Source organism: Salinimicrobium tongyeongense (assembly GCF_026109735.1).
Classification (GTDB): Bacteria; Bacteroidota; Bacteroidia; order Flavobacteriales; family Flavobacteriaceae; genus Salinimicrobium; species Salinimicrobium tongyeongense.
This window is the reverse complement of the sequence record NZ_CP069620.1, coordinates 298937-311641: the sequence shown is the minus strand read 5'-3', so window position 1 is coordinate 311641 and position 12705 is coordinate 298937. Positions and strand designations below refer to the sequence as shown.

Annotated in this window: 6 protein-coding genes; 2 read left to right on the top strand and 4 right to left on the bottom strand. The window is 42.3% G+C overall.

What is annotated here, in order from left to right; all coding sequences use genetic code 11:
• Window positions 1–93 precede the first annotated feature (93 nt).
• The 4 genes from JRG66_RS01340 to uvrA all read right to left on the bottom strand — a co-directional run bounded on the left by JRG66_RS01340 (window position 94) and on the right by uvrA (window position 9213).
• Window positions 94–2508: an alpha-ketoacid dehydrogenase subunit alpha/beta gene (locus JRG66_RS01340; RefSeq protein WP_265163947.1), complete on the bottom strand. Its 2415-nt coding sequence runs from the start codon at window positions 2506–2508 to the stop codon at window positions 94–96.
• Window positions 2509–2670: 162 nt separating this feature from the next.
• A complete protein-coding gene (locus JRG66_RS01335) occupies window positions 2671–5481 on the bottom strand; it encodes a gluzincin family metallopeptidase (protein WP_265163946.1) in 2811 nt (936 codons plus the stop codon).
• Window positions 5482–5674: 193 nt separating this feature from the next.
• Complete coding sequence (locus tag JRG66_RS01330; protein ID WP_265163945.1) at window positions 5675–6364, bottom strand: LOG family protein; 690 nt, start codon at window positions 6362–6364, stop codon at window positions 5675–5677.
• Between the two features lie 17 nt (window positions 6365–6381).
• Window positions 6382–9213, bottom strand: coding sequence for an excinuclease ABC subunit UvrA (gene uvrA / locus JRG66_RS01325; protein ID WP_265163944.1), 2832 nt, complete (start codon window positions 9211–9213; stop codon window positions 6382–6384).
• A gap of 732 nt (window positions 9214–9945) precedes the next feature.
• Here uvrA and JRG66_RS01320 point away from each other — a divergent pair.
• Complete coding sequence (locus JRG66_RS01320; protein ID WP_265163943.1) at window positions 9946–10944, top strand: response regulator transcription factor; 999 nt, start codon at window positions 9946–9948, stop codon at window positions 10942–10944.
• A gap of 190 nt (window positions 10945–11134) precedes the next feature.
• Complete coding sequence (locus tag JRG66_RS01315; RefSeq protein WP_265163942.1) at window positions 11135–12700, top strand: hypothetical protein; 1566 nt, start codon at window positions 11135–11137, stop codon at window positions 12698–12700.
• Window positions 12701–12705 lie beyond the last annotated feature (5 nt).

Genomic DNA, 12705 nt, shown 5'->3' with positions numbered 1-12705 from the left:
TTTTCAGGGGGAAATTTCAGAATAGACCTGATATAAAAGGAAAAGCCACGAGTGCAAACAGTCGTGGCTTTTTTAATTACTGCAGGCTTTCCTCTATTTCAACTGCGGGAAATTATTAGGATCGGCTTCGTTCATGATGTTGTATACCTTCTCAAAAATGTCTTCTACGGAAGGCTTTGAGAAATAATCTCCATCGGTTCCATAAGCCGGGCGATGATCTTTAGCCGTAAGCGTTTGCGGCTTACTGTCAAGATGCCTCCAGGCATCCTGTTCTTCCATGACCTTTTGAAGGATAAAGGCGGAGGCCCCTCCCGGAACATCCTCGTCTATCACCAGCAGGCGGTTGGTTTTGGCAACGCTCTTTACAATATCGTGGTTTAGGTCAAAAGGCAGTAAAGTCTGCACATCAATAACTTCGGCCTCTATCCCAACTTCCTGTAGTTCTTTAGCTGCCTGTTCTACCAGCCTTAAAGTTGAGCCGTAAGAAACGAGGCTAATATCGCTTCCTTCCCTTAAAGTTTCGACTACTCCCAGCGGTGTCTTGAATTCCCCCAGGTTGTTCGGCATTTTTTCCTTTAAGCGGTAGCCGTTAAGAGACTCTATAATAAGTGCAGGTTCATCGCTTTCGAGCAAAGTGTTGTAAAAGCCGGCTGCTTTAGTCATATTGCGGGGCACCAGGACGTGAATCCCACGAATGAGGTTCAGGATCCCGCCCATGGGCGAACCACTGTGCCATATACCTTCCAGGCGATGGCCCCTGGTCCTGATAATTAGCGGAGCTTTCTGTTTTCCACGCGTTCTGTATTGCAGGGTAGCGAGGTCGTCACTCATTATCTGGAGTGCGTAAAGCAGGTAATCAAGGTATTGAATTTCGGCAATTGGTCTTAAGCCACGCATGGCCATTCCTATTCCCTGGCCAAGAATGGTAGCTTCCCTAATTCCGGTGTCGGCGACGCGCAGTTCTCCGTATTTCTCCTGAAGCCCTTCCAGCCCCTGGTTTACATCTCCAATTTCTCCTGTGTCTTCACCAAAAATGAGAGCTTCGGGATATTTATTGAAAATGCGGTCAAAATTCTCTCTTAGAACAAGGCGGGCGTCTACTTCTTTAGAATCTTCATCATAAGTAGGGGGAACAGGTGCTACATTAAGCGCATTATACTCTGAAGCACTCTGCAAATGGCTACTGTATTGCGGCCGCACCTCTTCGGTATATTTATCTATAAACTGGATCAATTCCTGTTTTGCGGGTGAATTTTCTCCCCTCAGGTACCTTAAGGCCTTGCGGGTGGCGACAAGAATATCCCTTTTTAATGTTTCTTTATTCTCCTGAAGTTCTTTCTTTAACTGAAGGATGAAGGTTTTGTTCTGGCTGCTATCAGCTGCTCTTTGCAACACCGGCAGTACATCTTTGACCTTGTCTTTCACGGGTGCCATGTGGGCCTCCCAGGCGGCTTTCTTCCCATCGCGCACCTGCTTCTTAATATCTTTTTCGATATCCTGCAGTTCCTGTTCTGTAGCAATGTTGGTGGCAATCATCCATTCCCGCATTTTTACATTACAGTCGTGCTCACGTTCCCACTTAAGCCTTTCTTCGCTCTTGTAACGCTCGTGAGACCCGGAAGTAGAGTGTCCCTGCGGCTGGGTTAGCTGCTGAACGTGAATTAGCACCGGAGTATGTTCTTCACGGGCAAGGCGGCTTGCATTCTCATAAGTTTCAATAAGGGCCGGATAGTCCCATCCGTTTACCGTAAAGATCTCATAGCCGTTATTATCTCCTTTATCTCTCTGGAAGCCTTTCAAGACTTCAGAAATACTTTGTTTGGTAGTTTGATGCCTCGCATGTACCGAAATTCCGTACTCGTCATCCCACACGTTCATGACCATGGGTACCTGAAGCACGCCTGCAGCATTGATGGTTTCCCAAAAAAGACCTTCGCTGGTACTTGCATTTCCAATAGTTCCCCAGGCAATCTCGTTACCATTTCTGGAAAAATTATCGGTCTCTATTCCTTCAACATTTCTGTAGATCTTTGAAGCCTGTGCAAGCCCTAAAAGCCTTGGCATCTGGCCTGCGGTGGGAGAGATATCTGCACTGGAATTTTTTTGCTGGGTGAGATTTTTCCAGGTGCCATCTTCATTGAGGCTGTGGGTAGCAAAATGCCCTCCCATTTGCCTTCCTGCCGAGTTGGGTTCCTGTTCAATATTTGTGGTGGCGTAAAGCCCTGCAAAAAACTGCTGAATATTGAGGGCTCCAATAGCCATCATAAAGGTTTGATCACGATAGTAGCCCGACCTGAAATCTCCATTTTCAAAAACCTTGGCCCAGGCCAGCTGGGGCACTTCCTTACCATCACCAAAGATTCCAAATTTAGCCTTGCCGGTTAGCACTTCGCGTCTTCCCAGGAGACTGCACTCCCGACTGGTTACAGCTAATTTGTAATCGCTTATCACCTGCGCCCTAAAATCTTCAAAAGAAATTTCACTTTTTGAGGAAGTTTCACTCTGCATAACACGTTTTTAAAATTAGCACAAATGTAACGAAAACAATGATTAATTACAATTCAAAAAAAATCAGCAAAAATTGTTTTTTAACAAAATATACACCTTCTGATTGCGATATTTTTAGGCAAACGTTAAAATATCGAGCTTCAGTAAGAAAATCCTAATCTCTTACAGCCATTTACGTGTAAAAAGTCTTGAGAGGGTCTGGATATCAAGAGTAGCAATAAAACGTATTTTCTGGTCGTAATTTCCATCATTAAATTCCCACCCCTCACTGGAATGTACCGGGAAGAAAAACTCGAAGTAATTTTGCACGAGGCTCAGCCTAATTCCCGAATCGTACAGGAGCTGGGCCGATTTATACTTATTCTTTACCAGCCCCACATCACTATAGGCGTAGATCCATTTCCAGATGGTAGTGCTTCCGTTTAGAGTGGTGATCCATTGATTGGCAAACTGCGGTTCCAGGTTTGATTTAAAGCCTCCTTCGGCCATGATGATTTGCTGGCTGAAAATTCCTGAGGTTTCACTTCTTCCGTAGTAACTATAGTCGAAGAGATAATCTGTAGGCCTGTCTAATGCAAAACTAAAGTAATCACTGTTTGGCATATCATTGTAAAGGAAAGCTCCCCCGAAGAAACGAAGGTTTACCTGCCGGTCATTTTCCAGAAGTTTTCGATATTCTAAGGTGATTGAAGATTTGCTGAACTGCTGGGCCACCTGAAAATCTACAGATCCCGAAAAATGCCTTACCAGCCCCGGATTGCTATAGAGGTAGTTAATATTAAACACACTGTAATCGGGCACCTCAAGATCGGTCAGTTCATTTTCGTCCCTGTACACATTCACGTTGCGAAGAAGAATTCTCTCCTTGGGACTTTGCCTCATGTAAGAATCCCGAAAATGTAAGGACAGGTAAGGATTGAGCCTTTGATACATAAGGTCATAACCATACGAAAACCTGCTTCCTGAAATCCCGTAATTGATCATGTACAGGTTTTCATCAAAGTAGATCTTGTGTGAAAGACCTGCGCTACCTACCAGGGTCTTACTCTTGGAGGCATAAAGCGGGGAGAAATTATATTCAAAATTGCGGTCTAGAATGGTTTTGTTGTAGAGTTTTAATCCAAGTGCTAGCCCGTCATATAAGTTATATTGAAATTGAGGCATGAAAAATATCTGCTGATACCTGGGGTCTTCCACATCTTTGAAGAGTCGGAATTGCAGGGGGCGGTTCATGATGCCGCCCACCGTTCTGTAGTTATTCCTGCGGTTAATCTCTGGGGCTATGCCTTCATGGTTAACTGCTACCTGTTTTACTCTTGCTGCGGGAATACGCACACTGCGTACTCCGGGGGAATGTTCTACCCAGGTCTTATACACCACTTCATTGTCGTTGAGCCCATAAACCTGAACAGGAACATCGGTTTCTGTTCTGTTCTTTAAAGTGATTCGCAAGGAATCCCCTTCTTTATGAAGGCTGCGTATCTTAAAGTCTATTTTATCCCTGGTCCCCACATAGTCAGTAAAGAACCATTTCACGTCTTTGCCGGCATTCTCGGTAAGGATTCGCCTAAAATCCTGATCATCAACCGGGCGTAGTTTATAGGTCTCGAAAAATTCTTTAATGGAATAAGACACGGTATTGTCTTCGAGAAATTTGTTGAGATAGTTGAAACCAACCCCAGCTTTAAAAGGATTGGCTATATTTTTATTGAACTTTATCAACGAATCCTGAGGCGAGCTTAAAGGCTGGTCCATGTGCTTTCGGGCGGCGAAGAGGTACATAAGCGGATACTGGTCGTTAAAGTCAAGCGTAGCGGCATGAAACCAGCGAATCCCTATCACCTCGCTTAAACTTCCAAGTAATTTAAGATCTGGATAATATTGATCAATATATTCCATCATGAGGTATATGTGAATACCGTCAAAGATCCACTTGTCTTCCCGCGGGTTGAGCAGCAGGGAATTTTCGAGATAGTTCTCGGTCAGGTTTTTTAACTGTTTTAGTTCATATCCAAATCCGTCGGGAAAGGGCCGAAGAAATTTTGGCAACTGGTTAAGACCGTAAACCGGATTTGAAGCGTAATCCTGTTGGGTGGCCAGAATAATAGGATGAGGGTAAGAGCCCAAATTGGTTTGAAGGAAACTGACAATGCGGTTCACATAGAATGACTTCATCCCGGGGTTGGCCCCACTAGCTGTAATGTTGGTAAGCACGTGAAGGCTGTCAACCTGTATATCGTCAAAAACAACTTCGGAAGTGAGGTGCAGTTCAGTATCAAATCTTTCCTGCCCCGAAAGGTAAACTGTTTTTTTGTCTTCCTGAGGCACAATTTTTTCCCTCTTTAATGCTGAAACAGCCGAGAGTTTTGACGGGATGGTGAGTTGTATATCTAAATCGAGCTTTGGAAGATAAAGGTCGTTCATGTTCTTATGGCTGTACACCTTCCAGCCTTTATTGTGTACTGCAGGTGCAATAAACCAGTATCTTAGCTGGTAGTTCCCTTTGCTTCCGAAGCCATACCGCGTAAATTCATTATGAGGAATCTTTACGACATAGTTCAGGTTAACAACATATTTTTCGTGGGGAGCCACAGGTTTTTCAGGAACAATTCTAATGATATCGGGATGGTTTTCGGGGCGATCCCAGGCGAGGGCATTAGAGGTGTTTCCGGTAATGGTATTGATGGTAGTCCCGCCCCGCCTGTCGTCGCGGGCAAAATGGAAATTTCGGTCGTAATCTTCAAAGAACCGGCGGGCAAGAGGCGTACGGGTATCCGAGAACGCATTCATCCAGTCGCTCATGTAGATTTCCCGAAGCGTATCATTGCTGGTGTTTCTATACTCCAGTGTTTGCTGAATGTATAAAGACTTTATAGAATCATTGAGCTCGGCTTCAATGATGACATTATGTTGCCCGAAAAGCGTAAATGCAAGAAGGGCAAAAAAGGTAAAAACTGGATATTTCTTATTCAAATTTTTCTTGTGGAAGATAGGGGTTTAACACTAAAAACGACATGGGGTGCAAGATATTATTTCAAACAACAAAATCAATATTTACTTACCTATCATTGAGTTAAAAATAAGACAAAGTTCTGTAATGAGATAACTGGAGAATACAAAAACAGCCTTGTCAAAAAGGCTGTTTTGGGATGAAATTTTAGATGTCTTAGAAATTCGGACTCAAATTGTATTCTTCATAGAACTTATCGAGTATTTCAATGACTTCATCGGCAGTGTCTACTACCTGAATGATGTCAATATCCCCACTGCTAATATTTTGGAAGTTATCCAAGAGCGTAGTCCGCACCCAGTCTATTAAACCTCCCCAAAAGTCTCTTCCCACCAAAATAATGGGGAATTTATCGATCTTGTTGGTCTGTATAAGGGTGATGGCTTCAAATAACTCGTCTAAAGTGCCAAATCCGCCGGGCATTACTACAAAGCCCTGCGAATATTTTACAAACATCACTTTTCTTACAAAGAAGTAATCAAAATTGATGTTTTTGTCATTATCTATATATGGATTGTCGTGTTGTTCAAATGGCAGGTGAATGTTGAGGCCTACAGAAGTTCCGCCGGCCAGATGGGCGCCTTTATTACCTGCTTCCATTACTCCGGGGCCACCCCCGGTGATAATCCCATAGCCATGTTCTACGATTTTTTTGGCTACTTCCTCGGTTAACTTGTAAAATTTGTGATCGGGTTTTGTACGTGCCGATCCAAAAATAGAAACACAGGGGCCAATCTGGCTTAGTTTCTCATATCCGTTTACAAATTCTCCCATGATCTTAAAAATGGCCCAGGAGTCATTTGTTTTTATTTCATTCCAGCTTTTATTTCTTGTCTCTGTTCTCATAAAAAATTCAATTGCGGCTAATTTAGTTCTTTTTGAAGAAAGCGTGCCGTGTAGCTTTTCTTGTTTTTGGCAACTTCTTCGGGCGTACCCTTAGCTACCACTTTTCCTCCGTTTCTTCCTCCTTCGTACCCTATGTCAATGATATGATCGGCCATTTTGATAACATCGAGGTTGTGCTCAATGATAAGTACTGTGTTCCCTTTATTTACCAGCCTGTTGAGCACCTCCATCAATACCCGGATATCTTCAAAATGCAAGCCTGTGGTAGGTTCGTCTAATATATAAAAGGTGTTACCGGTATCCCTTTTGGAGAGCTCGGTAGCCAGCTTGATGCGTTGGGCTTCCCCTCCCGAGAGGGTTGTGCTTTGTTGGCCCAGGGTCACATAGCCAAGCCCCACATCTCTTATTGTCTTTAACTTGCGGTAGATCTTTGGGATATTCTCAAAAAAGACAACGGCTTCATTAATGGTCATTTCGAGCACATCGGCAATAGATTTTCCTTTGTACCTAATCTCCAGGGTTTCCCGGTTAAAACGCTTGCCCTGGCAGGTCTCACATTCCACATAAACATCGGGCAAGAAGTTCATTTCAATAACCCGCAGGCCACCACCTTTGCAGGTTTCACATCGGCCACCCTTTACATTAAAGCTGAAACGGCCTGGTTTATAACCCCTGATAAGTGCTTCAGGCGTTTTCGCAAAAATATTCCTGATTTCAGAAAAAACACCAGTATAAGTTGCAGGGTTAGATCTTGGAGTTCGCCCAATTGGGGTCTGGTTGATGTCTATTACCTTATCACAATGCTCAAGCCCTTTAATACTTTTGTATGGTTTAGGTTTTTTTACCCCGTTAAAATAATGGGCATTCATAATGGGGTAGAGGGTTTCATTGATAAGCGTAGATTTCCCGCTTCCCGAAACACCTGTTACCGCGATCATTTTCCCCAATGGGAAGCTTACCGAAACGTTTTGAAGGTTGTTTCCGGTGGCACCTTTAAGGTCGATTTTTTTACCATTCCCTTTTCTTCTCTCTGTAGGAACTTCAATTTTCATGCTTCCATTGAGATAGTTTGCAGTAATGGTGTTGTGTTTGCGGATTTCTTCGGGAGTACCTTCGCTTATAATTTCGCCGCCATGCCTTCCTGCCTGTGGGCCTATATCAATCACATAATCGGCACGCTCAATCATATCTTTATCGTGTTCAACCACAACAACAGAATTTCCCAGGTCACGCAGCGAGATTAGGGAATTGATCAGTTTTTCATTGTCACGTTGATGCAGCCCTATGCTTGGCTCGTCGAGAATGTAGAGGACGCCAACAAGCTGAGAACCTATTTGAGTGGCCAGCCTTATCCTTTGGGCCTCACCTCCCGAAAGGCTTTTAGAACCGCGGTTAAGGGAAAGGTAGTTTAGCCCCACATCTACCAAAAACTGGAGACGTACACTAATCTCCTTGATAACTTCAGCAGCAATCTTTTGTTGTTTTTCTGAAAGATGGACGTTTATGTCCTTAAACCAGTCGGCAAGATCAATAATGTCTTTTTGAGCAAGTTCGGCGATATTTTGCCCATTGACCCTGAAGTACAAAGATTCCTTTTTGAGGCGCGTTCCTTCACATTCGGGGCAGGTTATTTTATCCATATATTCCTTTGCCCAACGCCGCAGGGAAGAGGATTCATTCTTCTCGTAGGTCTCTTCAATAAATGTTGCCACCCCTTCAAAATCGATCTTGTATTCGCGGGTAATACCAAGGGTTTTAGATTCTTTAGTGAACTTCTCCCTGCCGCCGAACAAGATCATGTTCATGGCATCTTTGGGAATTTTCTCTACGGGGTCTGAAAGGCTGAAGTCAAAACGCTCGGCTATTAACTGGAGCTGACTAAAGATCCAGTTCTTTTTTTGAGGCCCGTGCGGGGCGAGAGCCCCGTTTTTTATACTTTTTGAGGCATCGGGAATGATCTTCTTCTCATTAACCTTATGAAGCGTGCCAATGCCATTACAAAGTGGGCAGGCTCCTTTGGGAGAATTGAAGGAGAAATTGTTGGGTTCAGGATTTGGATAAGAAATTCCGGAAGAGGGGCACATCAGGTTCCGGCTAAAGTACTTGATGTCGCCATTATCCTGGTTCATCACCATCAAAACATCCTCCCCGTGGTACATTGCAGTTTTGATACTGTCAAATAACCTCTTTTTGAGATCTTCTTTCGAGCTAATCTTCAACCGGTCTACAACAATCTCAATATCATGTATCTTGTACCGGTCAAGTTTCATGCCCTTCACAATATCCCGTACTTCGCCATCAACCCTCACCTTTACAAACCCCTGCTTGGCTATTTGTTCAAAGAGCTCCCTGTAATGCCCTTTTCGGGACCTTATTACCGGGGCCAGTACGTTCACTCTTTTTCCTTCAAAATTCTTCAGAATTAAATCGGCAATCTGCTCATCATTGTAGCTCACCATTTTTTCGCCGGTTTGATAGCTATAGGCATCACTGGCCCTGGCGAAAAGCAATCTCAAAAAATCGTAGATTTCAGTAATGGTGCCCACAGTACTTCTGGGGCTTTTGCTGGTGGTCTTCTGCTCAATGGCTATGACGGGAGAAAGACCTTCAATCTTATCTACATCGGGTCTTTCAAGGCCACCAAGGAACTGGCGGGCATAGGCCGAAAAAGTTTCAATGTATCTGCGTTGCCCTTCAGCATAAATAGTGTCAAAAGCCAAAGAAGACTTCCCGGAACCCGAAAGTCCTGTAATAACCACCAGTTTTTCCCTGGGAATTTTGACATCCACATTTTTCAGGTTGTGCACCCTAGCACCAAGTATATCTATATATTCTTCTGTAACTGCCATGTAAGTTTTTTGCAAGGCAGCAAAGGTACTGAAACTGTAGTTATTGAGAAAAGGAGGAAGATGCCCTGATATATTAAGTACAGCCGGTAATGTTAAATATTTTCCTACAAAAATATCTACTCACCTGAGTCTCAAAAATGCCATTTTCTTAATGAAATCTTAATTACGTCTGAAAATTGATCAGAATTTAAAGCTTAAGTGGTTTATAAATAAAAGAAATTCGAATTATGTTAATGCTTAACAGCTACTTTTTTAGGAATAGATAGGATTTTTATGCTAAACCATCATACGGATATCATACCTGAAGCCGGTATAACCTCTGGATGTTCCTTCGGAAGGTTAGAAAATAATTTTAGTGCAGCAACAGTAATAAAGCCGTCTGGCTGAAAATATTTTATAAAAAAGAAGATCTGGAATTGCCTGAACACACTTCATCTATACTACGGTGAACCAGCCTTGAAAGAATATACCGGAACAAAAATTTTCTACTGACATCCTCACCGAAGCATAAATTTATTCCGAATAAATATTTCTTAAAAAGGGTTTTTTGACGTCTAATTTTATGTTAATAAAACCATTTTTTCGATGAAATGCTTAGGTGTAAGTGGCTGTTTGTCAGTTATGTACTACATAAGTTTAGGATTTATTTTGAAGTAGCTTGTATATCTTTACTTGTGAAGATGATCGCATAATTTGCTGCGAAAAGTTGTCATAAAGTTAAAAGTTGGGGGAATGGAAAAGAAAATACTACTACTTATTACAAAAAACGGGGATTTAGCTAAGAATATAGAAAAGGAAGTCAATTTTCATTTTGATACTGTTGAAGTTAATAGTATTCATGCCGGTTATTCTTTGGCGCTTAATACTTTACCCGATGTTATTCTCATAGATTATTCTTCGCTGGGGCTGGAAAGCCTGAAAAATCTTACCAGTTTTAAGTCCACACATTTTCTGAACAAGAGCCTGCTTTTTCTTTTAGGGGACCTTGAAAACAGAAAGGTGCTCGATAAAAATTTTAAAGATGCTGTAGACGGGATTATCTACGATAGAGGATGTTATCGTTCTATAGCAGAGGAAATTGAAGAGCTTATTGGAACCCAGGCTTGCCTTACGCACTATTGGAAAGATTCGTTTATGGGCCTGTTCAACTTATTGGAACACCCTGTTATCCTTCTTCAGGATGAGAAAATTGTGGCGATGAACGACGCCTTCAGGAATGACTTTTTTATTACTGGGAGGCAACAAATAAAACTTACAGACCTGGTTGTGGGACGAAGTAAACTAAAAGTTAGCGAAATCCTCAAAAAGTTTGTGAGGGGAAAGCACATGAAAGCTGTGACTAAAACCTCTCTTATTATGAATGAGAAGATAAGGGAGGCCCGAATAACTTTTTCCAAGCTTGACAAAAATTTGTCGGGGCAGATGATCATGATGATCAATTTCACCGGCAATGACTTTCCGCTTAAAGAGGAAGTAGGAACTAACTCGGTAGAAATAGAAAAGTATTTTGCCGAAAACTGTACTCAGGAAGAACAGCATTTTACCAAAAGGGAAAAGGAAATTATTTCACTGCTGTGTAAAGGATATAAAACGAAAGAAATTTCTGAGGCCTTGTGTATTTCAGCTAAAACAATAGAAAAACACAGGGCTAATATTGTGCGTCGCACTCGCTCAGGGACTATCCTGGAGAGTATAGTGTATGCCCTAAACCATAATATGATCAAAGTTTGAAAAAAAGGAGGGTTTTCCCCCATTGTTAGAGGTTAAGAGAAATCCTACATTTAACAAAAGAATTTCCTAAAGTTCCCCCGCCCGTTTACTCCCCCATTTGCTATTCGCCGGTTGCGAATTTAAAGAAGAATCACAGACCCTATAATAATAATTAACCATTCTAAATTTTATTAATCTAAAACCTTTGATTATGAAACACTTTAAATTGCCAATGGCCTGCTTTGCGCTACTTGCGCTGGTTTTTACTTCCTGTAGTAAAGAAGAAACTGGTGCTACCGAAGGCGGAAAAGACACCGTACAGTTAACTTTTGGAGCCATGCTTGGAGCTTTTAACAGCCAAAACAAACAAGCAACACCGGGAGAATGTAGGGAAAATGCAGTACCTGCTTATGTTATGGTAGGAATTTCCACAGATGAGGAGGGAACCGAGTTCATTGATGGAAGTAATGCAGAAAACCTGATTGAAGTAGGTTTAACCAATAACAACGGGTCCTGGGAGACTACTTATTCTGCAGACCTTGAACTTCCTGAAGATACTTATTACCTACAGCATTTTATTGTCTATGACTCAAATGATCAGGTACTATGGGTGGCTCCAAGAGAAGGAGGAACTTTTGCCGGGGAGGTTAGTGATGCCTTACCACAGGCTATAGAACTAATAGGAGGTACGAAACCTTATATCGCGGTTGAGGTATTGTGTTTTATTCCAAGGCAAGAAGAAGCTTATGGGTACCCATTCTTTGACTTTGACGTGATTGAGGTAGAAAACAGCTACTGTATTTTCGTTAACTACTGTGATGATGAAACCGGTCGTGAGTATCCTGCATATTTCTCTGTAGAAGTATGGTCTGACGAATTTGATGGAACAGAGGTAGTCTTGAGCAATAATATGAATACGGTTTCTATGCAGGGAGGTAACCCGGCTGCTTCTGTATTGTGTCTTGCTTTACCAGATTTAGGAGATGATACTTATTATGCCCGTGTAACAGTATTGAATCACGAACTTCTTTCTTATGTGTCTGACCCGGAATCTGATTATTTCGAATTCACCTTTACTCAGGATGATATTGATGCACAGGAGCTTGCAGTTCCAGCCTATGAGCATGTAAGATTTAACTGTCCTCCACCTTACGGAGAGCCAACCTGTGAACCGGGAACTGTATTGGGAGATACCAACGGTGACTGTATTGTAGACTGTAGAGATACAGGTTCCTGTCAACCTGGTGAATGTGTTGTGCCCGGAGATATAAATGGTGACTGTATTGTAGATTGTAGAGATACAGATTCCTGTGAATCTGATGGATGCGGAGACACTGCTTACATGTTTGGAGATTACATTTTAGCCGATCATTATAAAAGTAATAATTGGGGATGGGGTCTTCTCATTGACGGAACTGGTGTAGATGCAGATGAAGAATTTTACGACGAAGAAAATGAGCGTTGGGTACTACCATTCTGGGCAGGTGCCGGTCAAAATGATACCAGTAAGGCATGGAGAGCAGGAGACGTTATTATTGAACTTGATGATGACGGAGAGCAGATACATATAACTATTGATCTTTATGACGGAGTGACTGTAGGTGATACACACTTCTGGTTTAATGATGATAACACCTGGCCTGATAAACGAGCTCCGGGACAATTTGACCTTCATAAAGGTTCAGATCTTCTAAGTTATAGCTTCCCTGTTGATGGTGTAGGTCCTTATACCATGATCGTACATGCCGGACAGGTATGTCATGAAGATTTCCAGTAAAAGAA

Excerpts from the sequence above, each read along its gene's own strand:
- JRG66_RS01340 (WP_265163947.1), bottom strand. The coding sequence starts at position 2,508 with ATGCAGAGTGAAACTTCCTCAAAAAGTGAAATTTCTTTTGAAGATTTT.
- JRG66_RS01330 (WP_265163945.1), bottom strand. The coding sequence starts at position 6,364 with ATGAGAACAGAGACAAGAAATAAAAGCTGGAATGAAATAAAAACAAAT.
- uvrA (WP_265163944.1), bottom strand. The coding sequence starts at position 9,213 with ATGGCAGTTACAGAAGAATATATAGATATACTTGGTGCTAGGGTGCAC.
- JRG66_RS01320 (WP_265163943.1), top strand. The coding sequence starts at position 9,946 with ATGGAAAAGAAAATACTACTACTTATTACAAAAAACGGGGATTTAGCT.
- JRG66_RS01315 (WP_265163942.1), top strand. The coding sequence starts at position 11,135 with ATGAAACACTTTAAATTGCCAATGGCCTGCTTTGCGCTACTTGCGCTG.